This window comes from Geodermatophilus sp. CPCC 205761 (genome assembly GCF_051383655.1).
Lineage (GTDB): Bacteria > Actinomycetota > Actinomycetes > Mycobacteriales > Geodermatophilaceae > Geodermatophilus.
In genome coordinates this window covers 60,033-82,743 of sequence record NZ_JALPKQ010000022.1, presented here as the reverse complement: position 1 = coordinate 82,743, position 22,711 = coordinate 60,033, and the positions used below count along the sequence as shown (strand labels likewise).

The following is a 22,711-nucleotide window of genomic DNA, read 5'->3' as shown; positions in this document are numbered from 1 at the left end:
CACGCCGCCGAGGCAGCGGAGGCCGCCGAGGAAGCCCCTGCGCCCGCCCGCGGCGAGGCCGCGGCCGCGCCCGCCGCCGCCGGGACCGCGGCCACCGCCAAGGCCAGGATCAGCAACAGCGCCGGGGCCGTCCGGCCGGCCGCCCAGGCCGCCGCCGACTCCGTCGTCTCCAACGTGCCCGGCGCCGCCGGCATCACCATCGGCGGCACCCGCGCCAGCGCAGCCGACCCCGGCGGGCACCCGTCCGGCCTCGCGCTGGACTACATGTGCACCCCCTCGCTCGGCGACGCGATCGCGCAGTACCACATCGCGCACTGGGACGAGCTGGGCGTGGAGTACATCATCTGGCAGCAGCGGATGCTCAGCTCGCCGGGTGGCTCCTGGAAGCCGATGGCGGACCGCGGCAGCGCGACCGCCAACCACTACGACCACGTCCACGTGAACTACCGCGGGTGAGCCCACGACCGACCCTGCGTCCGGAGGAGAGCACCGTTCAACCGCGCGATGACCTGCAGGCCGTGCTGTTCGACATGGACGGCACGCTGGTCGAGACCGAGCAGTACTGGGGCGAGGCGATGTTCGGCCTCGCCCGCCGCCTGGGCGGGCGCATGTCGGAGGAGGCCCGGCAGCGCACCGTCGGCACGAGCATGCGGGTGTCGATGGGCGTCCTGCATGCCGACCTGGGGGTGGTCCGCACCGAGGCGCAGCTGCAGTCCGACGCCCGCTGGGTGGAGGACCGGACCGCGGAGCTGCTGGCGGGGGAGATCCACTGGCGGCCGGGGGCGCGCGAGCTGATCGCCGAGGTGCGGCACGCCGCCGTCCCCACCGCGCTGGTCACCACGACCCCGCGGCGGCTGGCCGACATCGTGCTGGTCGCGATCGGGCGGGCGTTCCCCGACGTGCCCCCTTTCGACATCACCGTCTGCGGCGACGAGGTGCCGGCCCGCAAGCCGGACCCGGCGCCCTACCGCCAGGCGATGGCGGCGCTCGGCGTCGAACCGCACGGCTGCGTGGTGCTGGAGGACTCGGTCGCCGGCGTCACCGCCGGGCTGGCCGCGGGCGCCGCCGTGCTGGGCGTCCCCTCGCTGCAGCCCCTGGAGCCGGCCCCCGGGCTGGTGCTGCGGGACACCCTCGCCGGCGTGGGGCTGGCCGAGCTGCGCGACCTCCTGGCCGCGCGCGACAAGGTGGACGTCGGGGCCTAGCCGCCGCGCGGGGATCTAGTCGCCCCGCGGCACCTCGCGGCCGCGGGACACCACCAGCCGTGGCCGCTGGAGGCCGGTGACGTCGGCGGCCAGGTCGCCGGCCGCGACGAGCAGGTCGGCGTCCAGTCCCGCGGCGAGACGGCCGGTGCGGTCGGCGAGCCCGCAGGCGCGGGCCGCCGTGGCCGTGGCGGCCGTGAGCGCCGCGACGGGCGGGACCCCGCACTCGGCCACGAGGTCCGCGACCGCCATCGGGACCAGGCCGTGCCGCTTGGCGGGGCTGATCCCGGCGTCGGTGCCGGCCAGCAGGGTCACGCCGTGCGCGTGCAGCGCGGCCACGTTCGGCAGCTGGGCCTCGTAGGTCGCGCCCAGCGCCTCCATCCGCGCCTGCACGTGCGGCGGCGGCACCTGCCCGGGTGTGCGGCCGAGGGTCGGGCACACGTACGTGCCGGCCGCGGCGAGCCGCTCGGCCAGGTCCGGCGCGGTGCGGACGCCGTCGGGCGTGAGGCAGCTGCAGTGCTCGATGCCGTCGACCCCGGCGGCGGCGCTGCGCGCCACGGCCGGCAGGGCGTGCGCGTGCGCGGTGACCGGCAGCCCGTGCCGGTGCGCCTCCTCGACGACGGCCCGCAGCTCGTCGAGCCCGAACTGGCAGGCGAACAGATCGGTGCCGGGGGTCAGCAGGCCGCCGCTGGCCATGACCTTGACGACGTCGGCGCCGCGTTCCACCCGCTCGCGGACGGCGCGGCGCAGCGCCTCGACGCCTGCCGCCTCGCCGCCCATCGTCCAGCAGTGCCCGCCGGGGCTGGTGATCGGCGGCCCGGCGGCGACGACCGTGGGCCCCTGGCCGCCGCGGTGCCGGTCGACGACCGTCCAGCGGTGGTCGCCGAGATCGCGGACGGCCGTCACGCCGGCCTGCAGGTGCTGCTGCGCCGCCTGGGCGACCACTGCGTCCAGGTGCTCGGCGGGAAGCTCGGGGAGCTGGTCGAGCGCGTGCGGCCCGCTGTCGCCGCAGAGGTGGACGTGGCTGTCGATCAGCCCGGGGAGCAGCGTGGCGTCCGGGAACTCGGTCACCGCGCAGTCCGCGGGGGCGGGTGCGGCGGCGGGCTGCACCGCCGCGATCCGGCCGCCCTCGACGAGCACAAGCGCACCCTCGGGGAGGAAGCGCTCGCCGTCGAAGGCGTGGGGTGCCCGGTAGCCGTGCACGCGCCCTCCGCTCATCCGGCCAGTGCGTTCAGGTGAAGGCGACGCGGGCCAGCCAGAAGTCCAGGAGATCCCGGTCGCCGAGGACGTCGACGCGGGCATCGTCCACGGTGCGGCGCCCGTAGACCACCAGGAGCAGCTCGGTCAGCGGGCCCCGGACGGCGACCGCCGACTTCTCGTGCGCCCGCCGCCAGGTGAGCCGGTCGCCGGTGAGGTCGACGACCCACTCCGCTCCGGCCTCGGGCGGGGTGTCGGTGGCGTGCAGGTGCACGGTGCGGCCCGGGCCGAGCAGCGCCCGCCGCTCGGGGTGGACGTCGAACACCACCGGCAGCGACCCGAGCTCCATCCACTCGTCCAGCGCGTCGAGGGCGACCGCGGGCTCGAGGGTGAACACCGCGTCGGCGGCGAGGGTGGCGTCGGCGCGGTGGACGACCGTCTCGTGGGCGAACCGGCGCGCCCAGAAACGCGGGGTGCCGGGACCGAGCGGCGTCCAGACCGCGGCGTCGGGCCCGGCGTCGCGCAGGGCGGCGGCCAGTCGGTCGGCGCTCGCGGTGAGCTCGTCGGCCAGGACCGCGGCCGGGGGCTCGGCGTCCCGGACGACGTCGCGGAAGAAGTCGTCCGGCGGGGGCTGCGTCGCCCGGGTCTCGACGACGCCGGCGGCCCAGCGTTGACCGCCGGCCAGGTGCCGGACCAGCGCGCCGATGCTCCAGCCCGGGCAGGACGGCACCGGGGTGGCCGGGTCGGCGGCCAGCGTCTCCCGCAGCAGGCCGGACTGCCCGGGGATCTCGGCGCAGAGGCGCTCGAAGCTCAGGCCGGTGGCCCCCGTGCAGGGGCCCGCCGCGGCCCCGTCCAGAGGCTCACCGCGCGCCTGCGAGCGGTGAGGAGGACGGGGGCCTTCCACGGTAGGGGGCACGGGGTCTTTCTCAGTCGCGCTCGACGACCGGCAGCGTCGCCCAGCCGGCCGCGGCGGCGGCCTCGGCCGGGAACGGCGGGGGAGTGCCGCCGAACGACGGGCACAGCGCCTGGTGGTCGCACCAGTCGCACAGCCGGGTGCGGTTGGGCCGGAAGTCCCCGGTGGCCACGGCCCGCTCGATCGCCGTCCAGATGGCGTGCAGGGTGCGCTCGAAGCGGACCAGCTCGCCCTCGTCGGGGGCGTAGGTCAGCGCGTCCCCGTCGCCGAGGTACAGCAGCTTGAGCTGGCTGGCCACGACGCCGCGGGTGCGCCACAGCACGAGGGCGTAGAACTTCATCTGGAACAGGGCCTTGCCCTCGAACGCCTCGCGCGGCATCGACCCGGTCTTGTAGTCGACCACCCGCAACGCCCCGTTGGGCGCGACGTCCAGCCGGTCGACGTAGCCGCGCAGCAGCAGCCCGTCGGGCAGGGTGACCTCCACCAGCTGCTCCCGGCCGTCCGGCTCGATGCGCGACGGGTCCTCGAGGGAGAAGTAGGTCTCCACCAGCCGCCCGGCCGAGGCCAGCCACGCCTCCAGGGACTGCCCGGCGGGCTGGTCGTCGGCCGCGCCGCCCTCGGCGAACAGCTCGGCCACCTCCGGGTCCGCGCGCAGCTCGTCCCACGCCGGGGCGAGCAGCTGCTGCGCCGCCTGCAGCGTGCGCTCGCGGGCGGGCAGGTCGTAGAGCTTCTCGAGCACCGCGTGCACCAGCGTGCCCCGCACCGCCGCCGGGCTCTTGCGCTCGGGCAGCCGGTCGATGGTGCGGAACCGGTAGAGCAGGGGGCAGGTCTTGAAGTCCGCCGCCCGGCTCGGGGACAGCGACGGCCGGCGCGGTCTCGTCGCCTCGTCGGCGGGTGCGCCCGGGGAAGAGGCAGCCGCCTCGGCGGGCTGCCCGGTCTGCACCATCGTGGTCATGTCCCGAGGCTAGGTCGGGCCGCCGACAGTTCCGAGTGCGCACGCCGAGATGCCCGACGCCACTTACGTAGGCTGGCCGCCCGTGGACGCGCAGCAGCAGGCCCCCGAGACCGCCGACGAGCCGGAGACCACGGCCCCGACACCGGTGCCCGGGGCGTTCGTCGTCGGGGACCGGGTCCAGCTCACCGATCCGAAGGGCCGGCTGCACACCGTCGTCCTCGAGCCGGGCAAGCAGTTCCACACCCACCGCGGGGCGATCGCGCACGACGACCTCATCGGCGCCCCCGAGGGGTCCGTCGTCCACTCGACGGCGAACACCGGCTACCTGGCCTTCCGGCCGCTGCTGGCCGACTTCGTGCTGTCCATGCCGCGCGGCGCCCAGGTGATCTACCCCAAGGACGCCGCCCAGATCGTCGGCTCGGGCGACATCGGGCCGGGCATGCGGGTCCTGGAGGCCGGCGCCGGCTCGGGGGCCCTGACCTGCTCGCTGCTGCGCGCGGTGGGGGAGCGGGGGAGCGTCACCAGCTACGAGCGGCGGGAGGACTTCGCCGACGTCGCCCGGGCCAACGTGGGCGCCTTCTTCGGCGAGGTGCCGGCCACCTGGTCCCTGCGGCTCGGGGACCTCGCCGAGCACCCGGCCGCTGAGACGGTGGACCGGGTCGTCCTCGACATGCTGGAGCCCTGGGCCGTGCTGCCCACGGTCGCCGCCGCGCTGCGCCCCGGAGGGGTGCTCGTCGGCTACGTCGCCACGGTGACCCAGCTGTCCACCTACGTCGAGGCGCTCCGGGCCCAGGGCGTGTGGACCGAGCCGTACGCGTGGGAGTCGCTGGTGCGGCCCTGGCACGCGGTGGGCCTGGCCGTGCGGCCGGAGCACCGGATGGTCGCCCACACCGCGTTCCTGGTGAGCGCGCGCCGGCTGGCCGAGGGCGTCGTCGCCCCGCTGCGGCAGCGCCGGGCGCAGAAGAGCTGAGGCCGGGACGCGTGGGACGGCCCGCAACACAGTCGTAGCCGGGTCGTGACCGGCTGCTGTGCGCGCCCCCGGCACCCTGTCGGCGGGCGTGTATAGATTGGCGTCCTGGCTCTCCCGATCTATGCGGAGGTGCGCGATGGGCCTGGGTCCCGACGAGTTCCGAGCGCGGCGCGAGCGTGACGTCGCGGCGCTGCTCAGCCAGATCTCCTACCTGGAGGAGGAGATCGGCCTCCTGCGTCGCAAGGTGGCCGAGAGCCCCCGCCAGGTGCGGGCGCTGGAGGAGCGGATCGCCGAGGCGGAGGGCCGCGCGGCGTTCCTCTCCGAGCGCAACGACAAGCTGACCAGCACGCTGCGCGACGCACGCGAGCAGCTGGTGACGCTGAAGGAGGAGGTCGACCGGCTCGGCCAGCCGCCGTCGGGCTACGGGGTCTACCTCGCCCGGCACGAGGACGGCACCGTCGACGTCTTCACCGGCGGCCGGAAGCTGCGGGTGTCGGTCTCCCCGGCGGTCGAGGTCGACGACCTGCGGCACGGCCAGGAGGTCATGCTCAACGAGGCGATGAACGTCGTCGAGGCGTGCGGCTTCGAGCGCGCCGGCGACGTCGTCATGCTCAAGGAGCTGCTCGAGCCGGTGGACGGCGTCACGCCGCGGGCGCTGGTCATCGGGCACACCGACGAGGAGCGGGTGGTCTACCTGGCCGACTCGCTGGCCGACCAGCCGCTGCGCAGCGGGGACTCGCTGCTGCTGGAGACCCGCTCCGGCTACGTCTACGAGCGGATCCCCAAGAGCGAGGTCGAGGAGCTGGTCCTCGAAGAGGTGCCGGACATCGACTACTCCGACATCGGCGGCCTGGCCCGGCAGATCGAGCAGATCCGCGACGCGGTGGAGCTGCCGTTCCTGCACGCCGACCTGTTCCGCGAGTTCGAGCTGCGCCCGCCCAAGGGCATCCTGCTCTACGGCCCGCCCGGCTGCGGCAAGACGCTGATCGCCAAGGCGGTCGCCAACTCGCTGGCCAAGAAGGTCTCGGCCGTGAAGGGGGAGGGCCAGGCGAAGTCCTACTTCCTCAACATCAAGGGCCCCGAGCTGCTCAACAAGTACGTCGGGGAGACCGAGCGGCACATCCGGCTGGTGTTCCAGCGGGCCCGGGAGAAGGCCGGCGAGGGGACGCCGGTCATCGTCTTCTTCGACGAGATGGACTCGATCTTCCGCACCCGCGGATCGGGCGTGTCCTCCGACGTGGAGAGCACGATCGTGCCGCAGCTGCTCAGCGAGATCGACGGCGTCGAGGGCCTGGAGAACGTCATCGTCATCGGCGCCTCCAACCGCGAGGACATGATCGACCCGGCGATCCTCCGGCCCGGCCGGCTGGACGTGAAGATCAAGATCGAACGGCCGGACGCGGAGGCCGCCCGCGACATCTTCAGCAAGTACCTGACCACGTCGCTGCCGCTGCACCCCGACGACCTCGCCGAGCACGGCAACAGCCGCGAGGCCACGATCGCCGGGATGATCCAGCGCACCGTCGAGCGGATGTACACCGAGAGCGAGGAGAACCGCTTCCTCGAGGTGACCTACGCCAACGGCGACAAGGAGGTCCTGTACTTCAAGGACTTCAACTCCGGGGCGATGCTGCAGAACATCGTCGACCGCGCCAAGAAGATGGCGATCAAGGAGCGGTTGGACGCCGGCCCGGGCGGCGGCCTGCGGGTCGGCCACCTGATGGCGGCGTGCCTCGACGAGTTCAAGGAGAACGAGGACCTGCCCAACACCACCAACCCCGACGACTGGGCGCGGATCTCGGGGAAGAAGGGCGAGCGGATCGTCTACATCCGCACGCTCATCAGCGGCAAGGGCACCGAGTCCGGCCGCGCCATCGACACCGCGACCAACACCGGCCAGTACCTCTGACCACCGCGGCCCCGACGGCCCGGTCCCCGCACGCCGCGGGGGCCGGGCCGTCGCCGTCGGCGGAGGCCCGGCGGCCGTCGCCCGACGCCGGGGCTCAGGGCCGGGCGGCGGTGCCCGACGGGGTCGGGGGCGCGGCCTAGGGTTGGTCCATGAGCGCGCGGCGGGTCATGGGCACCGAGATCGAGTACGGCATCTCGGTGCCCGGGCAGCCGTCGGCGAACCCGACCACCCTGTCCAGCCAGGTGGTGAACGCCTGGGCGGTGGCCGAGGCGCCGAGCCCGCGCCGGCCGCGGTGGGACTTCGAGGAGGAGTCCCCGCTGCGTGACGCCCGCGGCTTCGACCTCTCCCCGGCGCAGGCCCTCGACCACACCGACCTGGACGAGGACTCGGGGATGGCCAACGTCATCCTCACCAACGGGGCGCGGCTCTACGTCGACCACGCGCACCCGGAGTACTCGACGCCGGAGGTCACCAACCCGCGCGACGTCGTCCTGTGGGACAAGGCCGGGGAGCACGTGATGGCCGAGGCGGCCCGGCGGGCCGCCCGCATCCCCGGCACCGCGCCGATCCAGCTCTACAAGAACAACACCGACGGCAAGGGCGCCTCCTACGGGGCGCACGAGAACTACCTCATGGACCGGCGGACGCCGTTCCTCGACATCATCCGCGGGCTGATCCCCTTCTTCGTGACCCGGCAGGTGGTCGCCGGCTCCGGCCGGGTGGGGATCGGCACCGAGGGTCGCACCCAGGGCTTCCAGCTCTCCCAGCGGGCGGACTTCTTCGAGGTCGAGGTCGGCCTGGAGACGACGCTCAAGCGGCCGATCATCAACACCCGCGACGAGCCGCACGCCGACGCCGACAAGTACCGCCGGCTGCACGTGATCATCGGCGACGCCAACCTGGCGGAGCTGTCCACCTACCTCAAGGTCGGGACGACGTCGCTGGTCCTGGCGATGATCGAGGCGCGGACGCTCACCCAGGACCTCAGCATCGAGGAGCCGGTGGAGGCGCTGCAGGCGATCAGCCACGACCCGTCGCTGTCGCACAAGGTCCGGCTGCGCGACGGCCGGCGGATGACGGCGCTGGAGGTCCAGGAGGTCTACCTGGAGATGGCGCAGCGGCACGTGGACCGCACCGGGGAGTCCGACGAGCAGACCGCCGACGTGCTGAGCCGGTGGGCCGAGGTCCTCGAGGACCTCCGGGTGGACCCGATGCGCTGCGCCGACCGGCTGGACTGGCCGGCGAAGCTGCGGCTGCTCGAGGGGTACCGGTCCCGCGACGGCCTGGGCTGGGGCGACTCCCGGCTGCACCTGGTCGACCTGCAGTACTCCGACGTCCGGCCGGAGAAGGGGCTCTACCACCGGCTGGTGGCGCGCGGCTCGATGCAGCGGCTGCTCGACGACGACGAGATCGCCCGGGCGGTCGTGCACCCGCCCACCGACACCCGTGCCTTCTTCCGCGGCGAGTGCCTGCGGCGCTACCCGGCCCAGGTCGCGGCCGCGTCGTGGGACTCGGTCGTGTTCGACCTCGGCCGGGAGAACCTGGTGCGGATCCCGACCATGGAGCCGCTGCGCGGCACCCGCGACCACGTGGGCGGGCTGTTCGAGTCGACGTCCTCGGCGCAGGAGTTGGTCGACACCATCACCGGCGGCTGATCCGGCACGTCCCCACCCCGCCGTCGGCCGACACCCGTTCGTCACCCCCCGCGGGTAGCTTTCCTCCCAGGCAGCAGCCACGACGTGAGGGAGACAGCCATGGCCACGAGGGACACGGGCGGTCAGCAGCGGACGACGCGCACCCGCGAGGAAACCGACGAGGTCGAGGCCTCGGTCGACACAGAGGTCGCCGAGCGGCACAAGGAGATGACCGAGGACGTCGACTCCATCCTCGACGAGATCGACGAGGTGCTCGAGGAGAACGCCGAGGAATTTGTTAGGTCATACGTACAAAAAGGGGGCCAGTAAACAAGATCATCTCGTCGGATGACCTGGTTCAGTGGAGACGAAGTCCTGCCGGGACTGCGGCACACACAAGCCGGTGTCGGAGTTCACCAAGAACAAGCGGTCGCGTGACGGTCTGGCGTTCTACTGTCCGCAGCACCTGGCTGAACGGTCGGCTCGGAGCCGGGAGGCCAGGTGGACAGGACCGCGTCGGTACAGGACCGCTCCGGCCGACCTGCTCGTCCCCGACGGGCACAAGTGGTGGCCCGACTGCGAGGAAATCCGTCCGCTGACGGAGTTCCCACGCTCTCGGGCCGCCGCACGCGGCCGCGGTGCCTACTGCCTGCCGTGTCACAACGCCCGCGGCAAGCAGAGCCGAGCTGCAGGGGGTGGCAGTCGGACGTGCCACCTCTCGCGTCGCTATGGGATCTCCGCGCAGGAAGCGGATCTCATGCTGCAGGACCAGGGTGGGGTCTCCGCCATCTGCCCGGTTCCGCCCGCGGTGCACGTGGACCACGACCACGCCACCGGAGCGGTGCGCGCCCTGCTCTGTTTCACCTGCAACGGCGGCCCGGGCCAGTTCCGCGACGACCCGTACCTGCTCCGGGTGGCGGCCTTCTACGTCGAGGGGTACCAGCAGCGCCAGGCCCTGACGCTGCTGCAGGAGGCGGGAGGCGGTGCCCCGGCCGGGGCCAGCCGACCCGGGAGCCCGCCGGTAGGGTCGCAGCGGCGCCCCGGACGACCACGAGCCACCCGGTCGACGGGGCGTCACAGGAGTGAGGAACGCCGACAGGGTGCGGCGGGAGAGGCGGATGGGTGATCGAGTCGTCAGCTGGTCGGAGCGGGTTCCCGCCCGCGTACCTGGACCGGGTGGGTTCCTCGTTCACCGACTTCCTCGCGGTCACCGCCCCCGATCTGCTGCCCGGCCGGCGCCCGATCCCGCAGCTGCCGGTCGGTGACCTCACCCCGCACGGCACCACGATCGTGGCCGTCACCTACGAGGGTGGCGTGCTCATGGGCGGCGACCGGCGCGCCACGATGGGCAACCTGATCTCCAGCCGGGACATCGAGAAGGTCTACCCGGCCGACGCCTGGTCGGTCATCGGCATCGCCGGCGCCGCGGGCATCGCCATCGAGATGGTCAAGCTCTACCAGGTCGAGCTCGAGCACTACGAGAAGATCGAGGGCCTCACGCTCTCCCTCGACGGGAAGGCCAACCGGCTGGCGCAGATGATCCGGGGCAACCTGGGCGCGGCGCTGCAGGGCCTGGCCGTCGTCCCGCTGTTCGCCGGCTTCGACCTCGACGCGGCCCCCGGCACGACCCCCGGCCGGATCTTCAGCTATGACGTCACCGGCGGGAACTACGAGGAGCGCGGGTACTCCGCGGTCGGCTCGGGTTCGCTGTTCGCCCGGAACTCGCTGAAGAAGACCTGGCGGCCGGGGCTGTCCGGCGAGACCGCCACCCGGACCATCGTCGAGGCGCTCTACGACGCCGCCGACGACGACTCCGCCACCGGCGGACCCGACCCGGTGCGCCGGCTGTACCCGATCGTCTACCGGGTGGACGCCGAGGGCGCGGTCCGGCTGACCGACGACGAGGTGTCCTCGGTCGCCGCCACCATCGTCGACGAGCGGTCCGCCGCGGACGGGCAGGGCTGACGCCATGACCATGCCGTACTACGCCTCGCCCGAGCAGCTCATGCGCGACCGCTCGGAGTACGCCCGCAAGGGCATCTCCCGCGGCCGCAGCGTCGCCGTCGTCACCTACGCCGACGGCGTGCTGTTCATCGCCGAGAACCCCAGCTCCACCCTGCACAAGGTGGGTGAGCTCTACGACCGCATCGGCTTCGCCGCCGTCGGCCGCTACAGCGAGTTCGAGAGCCTGCGCGTGGCCGGCGTCCGGCTGGCCGACGTCCGCGGGTACTCCTACAACCGCCGCGACGTCACCGGCCGGGTGATCGCCAACGCCTACGCCCAGACCCTCGGCGAGATCTTCACCCAGCAGATGAAGCCCTACGAGGTCGAGCTCTGCGTGGCCGAGGTGGGCGACGAGCCGGAGTCCGACCAGCTGTTCCGGCTCACCTTCGACGGCTCGGTCGTCGACGAGCCGGACTTCGTGGTCATGGGCGGCCAGGCCGAGGCCGTGAGCACGCACCTGCGGGAGCACTACCTGCCCGGCATGACCGTCGCCGAGGCGCTCAAGGTGGGCGTGCAGGCACTGTCGGCGGTCAGCCCGGCCACCAGCGGCGCCAACGGCGGGAGCCCGTCGCTGCTGAGTGCCGAGCAGCTGGAGGTCGCCGTCCTCGACCGGCGGCGGCCGAAGCGGGCCTTCCGCCGGGTCGTCGGCGCCGCGCTGCACACCCTGCTCGACCGCGGGGACGCGGCGGGCGCCGAGGCCGTCGAGGAGCCGCACACCGCCGCCCACGCCCCCAGCACGCCGCAGCCGGGCACGCCCGCCGGCCTGGGCGAGCCGTCCGCCCCCGACTCCGGCGGCACCGCCGGGAGCGGGGGACAGGCCCCCACCACCTGACGGTGACCACCTACCGGGTCAACGACGCCGGCGTGCGGCAGGCACGCCGGCTCATCGACGCCGGAGACGTGGACGTCGACACCGAGTGGTCCGACGCCGCCCCGTCGGCCGCGCAGGAGAACGACCTCATCGACGCCCACGGGTACGACGGTTACGGCGCCTGGCACCTGGCCGTCGACCCGGAGGCGTCGGAGGACACCAAGAAGCGCTACGCCTTCCCCTACGGCGACCTCCGGCGGGTCAACCGGGCCGCGCTGATCCACGCCAAGCAGCGCGCCGTCCAGAACGACCACCCCGAGGTCGCCGACGCCGCCGACGACCTCCTCCGCCGCCTGGACGACCGGCGCGGGTAGCCGCGCGCCGCAGGCGGGCCAGTGTCGGTGTCGGCGCCTAGAGTCGGATCGTGGAGCGACGGATCTTCGGGATCGAGACCGAGTACGGCGTCACGTGCACCTTCCGCGGTCAGCGCCGGCTGTCGCCGGACGAGGTGGCGCGCTACCTGTTCCGCCGGGTGGTCTCGTGGGGGCGCAGCTCGAACGTCTTCCTGCGCAACGGCTCCCGGCTCTACCTGGACGTCGGCAGCCACCCGGAGTACGCCACCGCCGAGTGCGACGACCTCACCGAGCTCGTCGTCCACGACAAGGCCGGCGAGCGGATCCTCGAGGGCCTGCTCGTCGACGCCGAGCAGCGGCTGGCCGAGGAGGGCGTCACCGGCGACATCTACCTGTTCAAGAACAACACCGACTCGGCCGGCAACAGCTACGGCTGCCACGAGAACTACCTGGTCGGCCGGCACGGGGAGTTCAGCCGGCTGGCCGACGTGCTGATCCCGTTCCTGGTCAGCCGGCAGATCGTCGTCGGCGCGGGCAAGGTGCTGCAGACCCCGCGCGGGGCGATCTACTGCGTCAGCCAGCGCGCCGAGCACATCTGGGAGGGCGTCTCGTCCGCCACCACCCGCTCCCGGCCGATCATCAACACCCGCGACGAGCCGCACGCCGACGCCGAGCGCTACCGGCGGCTGCACGTCATCGTCGGCGACTCCAACATGAACGAGACGACGACGCTGCTCAAGGTCGCCGTCACCGACCTGGTGCTGCGGATGATCGAGGCCGGCGTCCCGATCAAGGACATGACGCTGGAGAACCCGATCCGCGCCATCCGCGAGATCAGCCACGACATGACCGGACGGCGCAAGGTCCGGCTGGCCAACGGCCGGGAGATGTCGGCGCTGGAGATCCAGTCCGAGTACCACAGCCGCGCCGCGGAGTTCGTCGACCGCGAGGGCTTCGGGCCGGTGCACCGGCAGATGCTCGAGCTGTGGGGCCGGGTGCTCAAGGCGGTCGACTCCGGTGACCTGTCGCTGATCGACCGCGAGATCGACTGGGCCACCAAGTACACGATGATCGAGCGCTACCGGGCCAAGCGGGACCTGCCGCTGTCCTCGCCGCGGATCGCCCAGATGGACCTCGCCTACCACGACATCAGCCGCCGCCGCGGGCTGTACTACCTGCTCGAGCGCAACAACCAGGTCGACCGGGTGGCCCACGAGCCGCGGGTGTTCGAGGCCAAGAACGTGCCCCCGCAGACCACCCGCGCCCGGCTGCGCGGCGAGTTCATCCGCAAGGCCCAGGAGAAGCGCCGCGACTTCACCGTCGACTGGGTGCACCTCAAGCTCAACGACCAGGCCCAGCGCACCGTGCTGTGCAAGGACCCGTTCAAGGCCGTCGACGAGCGGGTGGACAAGCTCATCGCGTCGATGTGAACGAGGATCCCTCCCGCGGGGCTCAGCCCTCCTCGGGCAGGGGCACCTGCAGGGCGGCGTAGCGGCCGGCGGCGGCCGCGGCGAGGAAGTACGCGCGCTCCTCGGGGAAGCCGCGGCCCATCGTCGACAGCGGCACGGGGGAGAGGCCGAGCGCCTCCTCCAGCCCGTCGACGTCCATCCACACGACCGGGTTGCGCGCGGGCTGACCGGCGAGGTCCTCCTCGACCTGACCGCCGAGCTCCGAGCCCAGCCCCCGCGGCGCCACCAGCGTCACGCCGGCCAGTGCCACCCGCCCGAACGCGGTCAGCGAGTGGTGGGAGACGCCGCGGTGCCGCGGGCGCGGATCGGCGTCGGAGATCCGCAGCGCGCCCACCGCCCGCCCGCCGAGCACGGCCACGGCGTTGCACGCCTCGCCGGCCGCCACCCCGGAGAAGCCCCATGGCGTCCCGGTGCCCAGGTTCCCCGGCCCCTGGGCCACGATCGCGACGTCCGCGCCGAGCACGTGCCGGGCGGCCAGCAGCCCGGTGTGCAGGGTGACCGCCTCGACGTCCCCACCGAAGGCCTGCCCGACGGTGACCACGCCGGCCAGCGACGGGGCCAGCGCCGACAGCGTCCGCGAGAACCCGGCGACCAGCGCGCCGCCGTCGGTCATGACGTAGGCGACCCTGAGGTCGGGGTCGGTGGCCAGCACGCCGATGAGGACCGCCGGCAGCGCCGAGTGCAGGTCCGCGATCACGACCGGCATGCCGCCGAGGTCCTCGGCGTCGGCGATGGTCCGGTGGTGCTCGGTCTCCTGCTCGTCGACGCCCTGCACGGTCACCTGCAGCGGGGTGTACCGCGCCTTCACCAGGTGCCCCGGACCGGCGGGGTCCGGCGGCAGCCGGTCGGGGACGGCGACGACCAGCGCGTACCCGCCGGTGCCCAGGCGCTGGGCCCAGGCGGTGGTGTTGAGCAGCACGTCGTCGCCCACCTCGGGCACGCCCACCAGGGACGGGTGCGCCAGCGCGCGCACCTCGCCGTCCTCGGGCACCTGCACGGTCAGTTCCTGGGCGTCCCGCCAGGCCCGGCCCAGCGCGGTCACCGTCCCGCGCCGCCACCGGATCCGCTGCACCGTCGTCGCTGCTTCCCCCACGACCGCAGGCTAGCCAGACCGCTCGGGAAGCGCGGCCCATGACTAGCCTGGGACCGTGGCGGCGAAGCGGGCGGAGCGACTGGTGAACCTGGTCATCGCCCTGCTCGGCACCCGGCAGTACGTCACCGCGGCCAAGATCCGGGCCACCGTGCCCGGGTACGAGCCCGACGACGGCAGCGCCCGCGCCGACGAGGCCTTCAAGCGGATGTTCGAGCGCGACAAGGCCGAGCTGCGCGAGATGGGCGTGCCGCTGGAGACCGGCCGCACCAGCGTCTTCGACACCGAGGACGGCTACCGGATCGCCCGCGCCGACTACGAGCTGCCCGAGATCACCCTGACCGGGGAGGAGGCCGCGGCGGTCGGGCTGGCGCTGCGGCTGTGGGAGTCCGCGCAGCTCTCCGGTGCCGCGCACAGCGCCCTGGTGAAGCTGAAGGCGGCCGGGGTGGACGTCGACACCGGCCGCACCATCCCGCTGCAGCCGCCGCTGGACTCCGACGAGCCGTCCTTCGAGCCGTGCTACGCCGCCGCCCGCGACCGCCGGCGGCTGGAGTTCGACTACCGCCGTCCCGACGAGGCCACCCCGGCCCGCCGCTCCGTCGAGCCGTGGGGCGTCGTGGCCTGGCACGGCCGCTGGTACCTGGTCGGCTTCGACCTCGACCGCACCGAGCGGCGCTCGTTCCGGCTCTCCCGGGTGGTCGGCACGCCCAAGGCGGTCGGCCCGCCGAACGCCTTCGAGCCGCCGGAGGACGTCGACCTCGCCGCGATGGTGGCCGGCCAGTTCGGGGGCGAGGAGCACCTGGTCGTCGTCCGCGCCCGGCCGGGCACGGCGATCGGGCTGCGCCGGCACGCCACCTCGCTGGGGCCCGCCGACGACGGCGACGACCGGCTGCAGCTGCGCACCACCGAGCCGTTCCGGCTGGCCGACCAGCTCGCCGCCTACGGTCCCGACGTCGTGGTGGAGGCGCCGGCCGAGGTCCGCGCGGCGGTCGTCGCACGGCTGACCCGGCTGGCGGCGATGGCATGACGACCGCGCCGGCCACCACCGAGCGGATGACCCGCCTGCTCTCGCTGGTCCCGTACCTGACCGCCCGCCCCGAGGGCGTGCCGCTGGCCGAGGCCGCCCGCGACTTCGGCGTCCCCGAGCGCCAGCTGCGCCGCGACCTGGAACTGCTCTGGATGTGCGGCCTGCCCGGCTACGGTCCCGGCGACCTCATCGACCTCGCGTTCGAGGGCGACCGGGTGCGGGTCACCTTCACCGCGGGCATGGTGCGGCCGCTGCGGCTGACCACCGACGAGGCGGTCGCGCTGGTCGTCGCGCTGCGCACGCTGCTGGAGCTGCCCGGGCTGGCCGAGCGGGAGGCGGTCAGCCGGGCGCTGGCCAAGGTGTCGGCCGCGGCCGGCCACGCCGCCGAGCGGGTCACGCCTGTGGCGCTGTCGGTCGACGCCCGCGAGCAGGCGCTGGCCGTGGTCCGGGAGGGGCTGGAGCGCAGGCGGGCGCTGCACCTGCACTACTACGTGCCCACCCGCGACGAGCGCACCGAGCGCACCGTGGACCCGATGCGGCTGCTGCTGGTCGACGGCCGGTCCTACCTGGAGGCCTGGTGCCGGCGCGCCGAGGGCGTCCGGCTGTTCCGGCTGGACCGCGTCGACGACGTCGTCGTCCTCGACGAGCCGGCCACGCCGCCGGCCGAGGCCCACGAGCGCGACGTGGACAACGGGCTGTACCAGCCGGAGGCCGGCTCGCCGGTGGTGCGGCTGCGGCTGGAGCGCGGCGCCCGCTGGGTGGCCGAGTACTACCCGGTCGAGGAGGTGCGCGAGGTCGACGACCCGGCCGGGGGGCTGGCGGTCGCGGTGCGCACCGCCGACGTCGCCTGGGCCCGGCGGCTGGTCGCCTCCCTGGGGGGCGCGGCCACCGTCGACGAGCCCGCCGACCTCGCCGCCGCCGTCGCCGCGGACGCCCGCGCCGCGCTGGAGCGCTACGGCGCCGGGGGCGGGGCCGGCGACTAGGGTCGGCGCCGTGCTGCTGCTCGTGGTGTGGATCGCCGTCGCCGTCCTCGCCGTCGTCGTCCTCGGCGCGCTGGGTCACGGCCTGTTCGGCGCGCTCACCCGGCTGCGCCGCGAGGTGGCGGCGCTGGAGCGCGAGGTGCGGCCGGTCCTGGCGCAGGTCCAGGCGACCGCGGCGCGGGCCGCGGATGCCCGCGAGTCACCCTGACTTCACCCTCCGACCCCCCCGGTTGCGGGGGAGGCAGTGACGCATCTGCCACGTAGCATCGTCCCTGTCACCTCGACCTGCTGGAGGACGTCATGGCCGGACTCGGCCCCCTGGAGATCGGCCTGATCCTGCTGGCCATCCTGCTGCTCTTCGGTTACAAGAAGCTGCCGGATGCTTCTCGTTCGCTCGGCCGCTCGCTGCGGATCTTCAAGGGCGAGATGAAGGGCATGAAGGACGACGACGTGCGCGCCAAGGACGCCGCCCGGACCACCCCCGTGCGCGGCGAGGTGCTGCCGCCGGCCGGTCCCGACGCCGCGGCCCTCGAGGCCGAGGCCAAGGCCGCCGAGGCGCGTGCCGCCGAGCTGCGGGCGCGCGCCGCCCAGCAGTCCGACAGCACCCGCTGACCGCAGAACCGGCACCACGATGAGCGACGACGGGCTGCGCCGGCCCCGCCTGCGGCGGCGCCGGCCGCCCCGGGACCCGGCAGCGACGATGACGCTCATCGCGCACCTCACCGAGCTGCGCAACCGCGTCGCCAAGTCGCTGTTGTTCCTCGTGCTGGGGACGGTCGTCGGGTTCCTCTGGTACGACCACGGGCTGCTGACCTTCCTCACCGAGCCGTACTGCGCGCTCCCCGGTGACCTGCGGCTGCAGCCGGACGGCGACTGCCGGCTGGTGGTGCTCGACGTCTTCGGCGGCGTGCTGCTCCGGCTGAAGATCGCCTTCATCGCCGGCGCGGTGATCTCCTCGCCGTTCTGGCTCTACCAGCTGTGGGCGTTCGTCACCCCGGGCCTCCGGCGCAACGAGAAGCGCTACACGGTCGGCTTCGTGGCCGCCTCGAGCACGCTGTTCGCGCTCGGCTCGCTGCTGGCCTACCTCACCCTGCGCAAGGGCCTGCAGCTGCTGCTCACCCTGGCCGGCGACGAGGTGGCCTTCCAGCTGACCGCGGAGCTGTACCTGGGCTTCGTGATCAGCCTGCTCGTGGCCTTCGGGCTCTCCTTCGAGCTGCCGCTGGTCGCGGTGGCGCTCAACCTGGTCGGCGTCCTGGAGTACCAGACGCTGAAGAGGTCCCGGCGCTGGATCTTCTTCCTCACCATCGTGTTCGCCGCCTTCGTGACGCCCACCCAGGACCCGTTCACGATGCTGGCCATGGCCGGCCCGATGGTGCTGCTGTTCGAGATCGCCATCCAGATCGCCCGGTTCGTCGACCGGCGGCGGGCCAAGCGGGCCGCGGCCGAGCACTTCCACGACCTGGACGACGACGACGCCTCCCCGCTGGACGCCGCCCCGTCGCAGCTGGACGTCGCACCCACCCCGTTCGACGACCTGCGCCGCCAGGACTCGCCCGCCGACGACCCGGCCCACTCGCGCGGCTGAGAGCCCCCCTGCCCCCCGCCCCTCGCCGGCTCGCGGCGGGCCCCCGCAGGGGAACCGGCCCGGAGGTCGCCGTCCTGGTCAGCCCGGTCGCCGGGCGGGGCCGGGCCCGGGCGGCGGTCGGGGCCGCGCTGGACGCGCTGACCGCCGCGGGGCTGGCTCCGCAGCTGCTGCCCGCCACCACCCGTGCCGACGCCGAGCGGCAGGCGGCCGCGGCCGTGGCGGCCGGAACCGGCGCGGTCGTCGCGATCGGCGGGGACGGCACCGCGCACGCCGCGGTGCAGGCGGTCGCGGGCACCGGCGTCCCGCTGGCCCTCGTCCCGGCCGGCACCGGCAACGACCTGGCCCTCGCCCTGGGGACGCCGGTCGACCCGGCCGCCGCCGCCCGGGCCGCCGCGGCCGACCTGACCGAAGGGCGGGTCACCGCCCTGGACGCGGGCCGCACCGGCGACCGCTGGTGGGCCACCGTGCTGTGCTGCGGCTTCGACTCGGCGGTGACCGACCGGGCCAACCGGCTGCGCTGGCCGCGCGGACCCCGCCGCTACGACGTGGCGATCCTCGCCGAGCTGGCCCGGCTGCGGCCCCGGGAGGTCGTGCTCGGCCTCGACGGGACGACCCGCACCGTGCCGGTCACGCTCGTCGCCGTCGGCAACACCGCCTGGTACGGCGGCGGCATGCGGATCTGCCCGGGCGCCGACCCCGCCGACGGGCGGTTCGACGTCACCGTCGTCGGGCCGGTCAGCCGGCGCGAGCTGGTGCGCACCCGGCCGCGGCTGACCGCCGGCACGCACGTCGAGCACCCCGCGGTGTCCGTGCACCGCGCCACCCGGGTGGAGCTGGCCGCCGACGGGCTGAGCACGTACGCCGACGGCGAGCCGGTCGCCCCGCTGCCGGCGGTGAGCGTCTGCGTCCCCGGCGCGCTGGCGGTGGTGGGCGCCGGCCGCGGGGACAGGACCACCCTTCCGCCCACGCCTCGCCGCCTCGGCGAGGCACCCTGACGGGTGGCCGCGAGCCTGCGAGTGGTGGGGGGCCGGAAGGTCCTTACTGTGGAGCCATGTCCAGCCCCGCTGAGCGGTACGCGGCTGCCCGGCGGCGCAGTGCCCACCCCACCCTGGCCGACTTCACCGCCGGCCTGTCCTTCGCCCTCGACCCGTTCCAGCTGGAGGCCTGCGAGGCGCTCGAGGAGGGGTCCGGCGTCCTCGTCTGCGCGCCCACCGGCGCGGGCAAGACCGTCGTCGGCGAGTTCGCCGTGCACCGCGCGCTGGCCGAGGGGCGCAAGGCGTTCTACACGACGCCGATCAAGGCACTGTCCAACCAGAAGTACGCCGACCTCGTCGAGCGGTACGGCGAGGCCCGGGTCGGCCTGCTCACCGGCGACAACGCGGTCAACGGCGACGCGCCCGTGGTGGTGATGACCACCGAGGTGCTGCGCAACATGCTCTACGCCGAGTCGCCGGCCATCGACGGCCTGGGCTACGTCGTCATGGACGAGGTGCACTACCTGGCCGACCGCTTCCGCGGCGCGGTGTGGGAGGAGGTGATCATCCACCTCCCGCAGTCGGTGACCCTGGTGTCCCTGTCGGCGACGGTGAGCAACGCCGAGGAGTTCGCCGACTGGCTGGTCACCGTCCGCGGCCACACCGCGGTCGTGGTCAGCGAGGTCCGGCCGATCCCGCTGTGGCAGCACATGCTGGTCGGCAACCGGGTCTTCGACCTGTTCAGCCTGCGCCCGGCGGCGCACGCCGCCGAGCTGGGGGACACCCCGCGCGGGCAGTCCACCCGCGACCGCGGCGCCAGCGTCGTCGACCCGGAGCTGGTGCGCCACGTGCGCGAGTACGAGCGCCGGATCGACACCTGGGGCGGCGGCAACGGGGGCTCGCGCCGCGACCGCGACTGGCACAAGCCCCGCTACCGCCCGCCGGCCCGCCCCGAGGTGGTCGAGCGGCTGGACCGCGCCGGGCTGCTGCCGGCGATCACCTTCGTGTTCAGCCGCAACGGCTGCGACGCCGCCGTCGACCAGTGCCTGCGGGCCGGGCTGCGGCTCACCGACGAGTCGGAGCGCGCCGAGATCGCGCGGATCATCGACGAGCGGACCGGCTCGCTGCCGGAGGAGGACCTGCACGTCCTCGGCTTCTGGGAGTGGCGCGAGGGCCTGCTGGCCGGGCTCGCCGCCCACCACGCCGGGCTGGTGCCGGCGTTCAAGGAGACCGTCGAGGAGTGCTTCGTCCGCGGGCTGGTGAAGGCGGTGTTCGCCACCGAGACCCTCGCCCTGGGCATCAACATGCCGGCGCGCACCGTGGTCCTCGAGCGGCTGGTCAAGTGGAACGGCGAGGCGCACGTCGACGTCACGCCGGGGGAGTACACGCAGCTCACCGGCCGGGCCGGCCGCCGCGGGATCGACGTCGAGGGGCACGCCGTCGTCGTCTGGGCGCCGGGCATGGACCCCTCCGTCGTGGCCGGCCTGGCCAGTACCCGCACCTATCCGCTGCGGTCGTCGTTCCGGCCCAGCTACAACATGGCGGTCAACCTGGTCGGCTCGTTCGGCCGGGCCCGCGCCCGCGAGCTGCTGGCCTCCTCCTTCGCCCAGTTCCAGGCCGACCGGTCGGTGGTCGGTCTGGCCCGCGCCGCCGCCCGGCACGAGAAGGACGCCGAGCGCTGGGCCGCCGAGATGCACTCCGACCGCGGCGACGTCGGCGACTACGCGACGCTGCGGCAGCAGATCGCCGACCGGGAGCGGGAGCTCTCCCGCGACTCCCAGGCCAAGCGGCGGATGGAGGCCTCCGACGCGCTCGCCGCGCTGCGGCCGGGGGACGTCATTCGGGTGCCCTCGGGACGGCGGCAGGGGCTGGCCGTCGTCCTCGACCCCGGGGTCACCGACCTCGCCGAGCCGCGGCCGCTGGTGCTCACCGAGGACAAGTGGGCCGGCCGGCTGGGCGCCGTCGACTTCCCGACGCCGGTCACCGCCCTCGCGCGGGTCCGGGTGCCGAAGAACTTCAACCACCGCAGCCCGCACGCCCGCCGGGACCTGGCCGCCACGCTGCGCAACGCCCGCGTGGAGAACGAGCTCGGCGCGCGCCGGGTGAAGCACCGCTCGGCCGCCGCCGACGACCCGGTGCTGCACGACCTGCGGCGGGCGCTCAAGGCGCACCCGGTGCACGGCCTGCCCGACCGCGAGGAGCGGGTCCGCGCCGCCGAGCGGTGGCTGCGGGCCCTGCGGGAGGCCGAGGCCACGCACCGGAGGATGGCCGAGCGCACCGGCTCGCTGACCCGCCAGTTCGACCGGACCTGCGACGTCCTGGAGGAGCTGGGCTACCTGGTGCCCGAGCTGGCGCCGCTGGTCCCGGCCGACACCGAGGCGGTGCCGGTGACCGACGACGTCCCGGTGGTCACCGACGACGGACGCCGGCTGGCCCGCATCTGGTCGGAGGCCGACCTGCTGGTCGCCGAGTGCCTGCGCGCGGGCGTGTGGCGCCGGCTCACTCCCGCCGAGCTGGCCGCGGTGGTCTCGACGGTGGTGTTCGAGGCCCGCCGGGACACCCCCGGTCAGGCCGCGGTGCCGGCCGGCGCGGTGGCCGCCGCGATCGCTCAGATGCGCGGGATCCGCGCCCGCCTGCAGGACGTCGAGCTCGACCACGGCGTGCCGGCCACCCGCGACCTCGACCTGGGCTTCGCCTGGGCCGCCTACCGCTGGGCCGACGGCCAGAGCCTGGACCGCGTCCTCGCCGGTGCCGAGCAGGCCGGCACCGAGCTGTCGGGCGGGGACTTCGTGCGCTGGGCCCGCCAGCTCATCGACCTGCTCGACCAGCTGGCCAAGGGCGCCGACGAACCCGTCGCGGCGACCGCCCGCAAGGCGGTGGACCGGGTGCGGCGCGGCGTGGTGGCGGTCGCGGTGGGCGGCTGAGCTGCGGTTCGGCGCGCCGTCCGGACGCCCCGGGTGGTGCACAATCTCCTGCGCCGCCGTGACCGGCTGTCACGGGGCTCGAGTTCGGACCGGGAGCGACGATGACCAACCCACCGCAGGGTGGTGACCAGCCGGGGCAGTACGGCCGGCCCGGTCCCTACGGACCGCCCCCGCCGCCGGGACCCTACGGCCAGCAGCCTCCGTACGGTCAGCAGCCCCCCTACGGTCCGCTGCCCGGGCCTTACGGCCGGCCCGGTCCGGAGTACGGGCAGCCGGGTCCGTACGGGCCGCCGGCCTACGGGCCGCCCGGCTACCCGCCCGCCCAGCCCGGCTACGGCCAGCCGGGCCCCGGGCCTGGCCCCGGGCCGGGCCGGTCCCCGTTCGGGGGCCCGGCTCCGCGGAGGTCACGCCTCCGCCTCGTGCTCGGCCTGGTCACCCTGGGCGCCCTGCTCGTCCTCGCGGTGGTGCTGGCCCGAGTCCTCGGCGACACCGTCCTGGACGCGTCGGCCGTCGAGCGCGACGTCGCGGCGCAATTCGAGCAGCGCGAGGGGGTGGCGATCGACCTCGACTGCCCGGCGGAGATGACGGTCGAGCCCGACGCCGTCTACGAGTGCACCGGCACCACGGCCGACGACGAGGACGTGACCCTGCAGATCCGGATCACCAACGTGGTCCTCGCCGAGTACACCTGGGACGAGGTCTGAGCCGACGGCACCG

General features: G+C 74.4%; 22 protein-coding genes and 1 pseudogene. 19 read left to right on the top strand and 4 right to left on the bottom strand.

What is annotated here, in order from left to right:
• Nucleotides 1–456 (top strand): annotated as a pseudogene (locus MY526_RS15030) (hypothetical protein); the annotation flags it as partial.
• A complete protein-coding gene (locus MY526_RS15025) occupies nt 453–1,202 on the top strand; it encodes an HAD family hydrolase (RefSeq protein ID WP_436692986.1) in 750 nt (249 codons plus the stop codon). The pseudogene MY526_RS15030 and the gene MY526_RS15025, both read left to right, overlap by 4 nt.
• Before the next feature lie 15 nt (nt 1,203–1,217).
• Here MY526_RS15025 and MY526_RS15020 read toward each other — a convergent pair whose 3' ends face one another.
• The 3 genes from MY526_RS15020 to MY526_RS15010 are packed head-to-tail and all read right to left on the bottom strand — an operon-like array spanning nt 1,218 to nt 4,264.
• The gene (locus MY526_RS15020; RefSeq protein WP_436704286.1) at nt 1,218–2,417 is read right to left on the bottom strand and encodes an amidohydrolase family protein; all 1,200 of its coding nucleotides are present in this window, start codon (nt 2,415–2,417) and stop codon (nt 1,218–1,220) included.
• A gap of 13 nt (nt 2,418–2,430) precedes the next feature.
• Entirely contained in the window at nt 2,431–3,312 is an 882-nt protein-coding gene (locus tag MY526_RS15015; protein ID WP_436692989.1) for a maleylpyruvate isomerase family mycothiol-dependent enzyme, read from the bottom strand.
• Nucleotides 3,313–3,322: 10 nt separating this feature from the next.
• Nucleotides 3,323–4,264, bottom strand: coding sequence for a RecB family exonuclease (locus tag MY526_RS15010; RefSeq protein WP_436692990.1), 942 nt, complete (start codon nt 4,262–4,264; stop codon nt 3,323–3,325).
• An 82-nt stretch (nt 4,265–4,346) separates the two neighbouring features.
• Here MY526_RS15010 and MY526_RS15005 point away from each other — a divergent pair, with 82 nt between their 5' ends.
• The 9 genes from MY526_RS15005 to pafA all read left to right on the top strand — a co-directional run bounded on the left by MY526_RS15005 (nt 4,347) and on the right by pafA (nt 13,375).
• Nucleotides 4,347–5,234 (top strand): tRNA (adenine-N1)-methyltransferase, encoded by an 888-nt coding sequence (locus MY526_RS15005; protein ID WP_436692992.1) that lies wholly within the window; start codon nt 4,347–4,349, stop codon nt 5,232–5,234.
• A 136-nt stretch (nt 5,235–5,370) separates the two neighbouring features.
• The gene (arc, locus tag MY526_RS15000; protein WP_436692994.1) at nt 5,371–7,143 is read left to right on the top strand and encodes a proteasome ATPase; all 1,773 of its coding nucleotides are present in this window, start codon (nt 5,371–5,373) and stop codon (nt 7,141–7,143) included.
• A 149-nt stretch (nt 7,144–7,292) separates the two neighbouring features.
• The gene (dop, locus tag MY526_RS14995; protein WP_436692996.1) at nt 7,293–8,798 is read left to right on the top strand and encodes a depupylase/deamidase Dop; all 1,506 of its coding nucleotides are present in this window, start codon (nt 7,293–7,295) and stop codon (nt 8,796–8,798) included.
• A gap of 99 nt (nt 8,799–8,897) precedes the next feature.
• Complete coding sequence (locus MY526_RS14990; RefSeq protein ID WP_436692998.1) at nt 8,898–9,107, top strand: ubiquitin-like protein Pup; 210 nt, start codon at nt 8,898–8,900, stop codon at nt 9,105–9,107.
• Nucleotides 9,108–9,138: 31 nt separating this feature from the next.
• Entirely contained in the window at nt 9,139–9,903 is a 765-nt protein-coding gene (locus tag MY526_RS14985) for an endonuclease VII domain-containing protein (RefSeq protein WP_436704284.1), read from the top strand.
• Nucleotides 9,900–10,742, top strand: a complete 843-nt coding sequence (gene prcB / locus MY526_RS14980; RefSeq protein WP_436704282.1) for a proteasome subunit beta — start codon at nt 9,900–9,902, stop codon at nt 10,740–10,742. The genes MY526_RS14985 and prcB overlap by 4 nt, the downstream gene beginning before the upstream one ends.
• 4 nt (nt 10,743–10,746) lie before the next feature.
• Entirely contained in the window at nt 10,747–11,613 is an 867-nt protein-coding gene (gene prcA / locus MY526_RS14975; RefSeq protein WP_436693003.1) for a proteasome subunit alpha, read from the top strand.
• Between the two features lie 2 nt (nt 11,614–11,615).
• On the top strand, nt 11,616–11,966 hold the full coding sequence (locus MY526_RS14970) for a hypothetical protein (RefSeq protein ID WP_436704281.1): 351 nt from the start codon (nt 11,616–11,618) through the stop codon (nt 11,964–11,966).
• A gap of 50 nt (nt 11,967–12,016) precedes the next feature.
• Nucleotides 12,017–13,375 carry a Pup--protein ligase gene (pafA, locus tag MY526_RS14965; protein ID WP_436704280.1) on the top strand — a complete coding sequence of 453 codons (1,359 nt, stop codon included), beginning with the start codon at nt 12,017–12,019 and terminating at the stop codon, nt 13,373–13,375.
• Nucleotides 13,376–13,397: 22 nt separating this feature from the next.
• On the opposite strand, the gene MY526_RS14960 is transcribed toward pafA, so the two are convergent.
• Complete coding sequence (locus tag MY526_RS14960; protein WP_436693009.1) at nt 13,398–14,507, bottom strand: DUF3866 family protein; 1,110 nt, start codon at nt 14,505–14,507, stop codon at nt 13,398–13,400.
• A 55-nt stretch (nt 14,508–14,562) separates the two neighbouring features.
• On the opposite strand from MY526_RS14960, the gene MY526_RS14955 reads away from it, so the two are divergent.
• The 8 genes from MY526_RS14955 to MY526_RS14920 all read left to right on the top strand — a co-directional run bounded on the left by MY526_RS14955 (nt 14,563) and on the right by MY526_RS14920 (nt 22,698).
• Nucleotides 14,563–15,531 carry a helix-turn-helix transcriptional regulator gene (locus MY526_RS14955; RefSeq protein WP_436704278.1) on the top strand — a complete coding sequence of 323 codons (969 nt, stop codon included), beginning with the start codon at nt 14,563–14,565 and terminating at the stop codon, nt 15,529–15,531.
• Complete coding sequence (locus tag MY526_RS14950) at nt 15,528–16,514, top strand: helix-turn-helix transcriptional regulator (protein ID WP_436693013.1); 987 nt, start codon at nt 15,528–15,530, stop codon at nt 16,512–16,514. Before MY526_RS14955 ends, MY526_RS14950 begins: the two co-directional genes overlap by 4 nt.
• 10 nt (nt 16,515–16,524) lie before the next feature.
• On the top strand, nt 16,525–16,719 hold the full coding sequence (locus tag MY526_RS14945) for a hypothetical protein (RefSeq protein WP_436693015.1): 195 nt from the start codon (nt 16,525–16,527) through the stop codon (nt 16,717–16,719).
• Nucleotides 16,720–16,811: 92 nt separating this feature from the next.
• Nucleotides 16,812–17,123, top strand: a complete 312-nt coding sequence (tatA, locus tag MY526_RS14940; RefSeq protein ID WP_436693016.1) for a Sec-independent protein translocase subunit TatA — start codon at nt 16,812–16,814, stop codon at nt 17,121–17,123.
• A 19-nt stretch (nt 17,124–17,142) separates the two neighbouring features.
• On the top strand, nt 17,143–18,096 hold the full coding sequence (tatC, locus tag MY526_RS14935) for a twin-arginine translocase subunit TatC (protein WP_436704277.1): 954 nt from the start codon (nt 17,143–17,145) through the stop codon (nt 18,094–18,096).
• 8 nt (nt 18,097–18,104) lie between these two features.
• Complete coding sequence (locus MY526_RS14930; RefSeq protein WP_436704290.1) at nt 18,105–19,091, top strand: diacylglycerol kinase family protein; 987 nt, start codon at nt 18,105–18,107, stop codon at nt 19,089–19,091.
• A gap of 56 nt (nt 19,092–19,147) precedes the next feature.
• Nucleotides 19,148–21,994: a DEAD/DEAH box helicase gene (locus tag MY526_RS14925; protein ID WP_436693020.1), complete on the top strand. Its 2,847-nt coding sequence runs from the start codon at nt 19,148–19,150 to the stop codon at nt 21,992–21,994.
• Between the two features lie 419 nt (nt 21,995–22,413).
• Nucleotides 22,414–22,698 (top strand): DUF4333 domain-containing protein, encoded by a 285-nt coding sequence (locus MY526_RS14920; RefSeq protein WP_436693022.1) that lies wholly within the window; start codon nt 22,414–22,416, stop codon nt 22,696–22,698.
• The last annotated feature ends 13 nt before the right edge of the window (nt 22,699–22,711 follow it).

Excerpts from the sequence above, each read along its gene's own strand:
- dop (WP_436692996.1), top strand. The coding sequence starts at position 7,293 with ATGAGCGCGCGGCGGGTCATGGGCACCGAGATCGAGTACGGCATCTCG.
- MY526_RS14925 (WP_436693020.1), top strand. The coding sequence starts at position 19,148 with ATGTCCAGCCCCGCTGAGCGGTACGCGGCTGCCCGGCGGCGCAGTGCC.
- arc (WP_436692994.1), top strand. The coding sequence starts at position 5,371 with ATGGGCCTGGGTCCCGACGAGTTCCGAGCGCGGCGCGAGCGTGACGTC.
- tatC (WP_436704277.1), top strand. The coding sequence starts at position 17,143 with ATGAGCGACGACGGGCTGCGCCGGCCCCGCCTGCGGCGGCGCCGGCCG.
- MY526_RS15010 (WP_436692990.1), bottom strand. The coding sequence starts at position 4,264 with ATGACCACGATGGTGCAGACCGGGCAGCCCGCCGAGGCGGCTGCCTCT.
- prcA (WP_436693003.1), top strand. The coding sequence starts at position 10,747 with ATGACCATGCCGTACTACGCCTCGCCCGAGCAGCTCATGCGCGACCGC.
- MY526_RS15020 (WP_436704286.1), bottom strand. The coding sequence starts at position 2,417 with ATGAGCGGAGGGCGCGTGCACGGCTACCGGGCACCCCACGCCTTCGAC.
- tatA (WP_436693016.1), top strand. The coding sequence starts at position 16,812 with ATGGCCGGACTCGGCCCCCTGGAGATCGGCCTGATCCTGCTGGCCATC.
- MY526_RS14950 (WP_436693013.1), top strand. The coding sequence starts at position 15,528 with ATGACGACCGCGCCGGCCACCACCGAGCGGATGACCCGCCTGCTCTCG.
- MY526_RS14990 (WP_436692998.1), top strand. The coding sequence starts at position 8,898 with ATGGCCACGAGGGACACGGGCGGTCAGCAGCGGACGACGCGCACCCGC.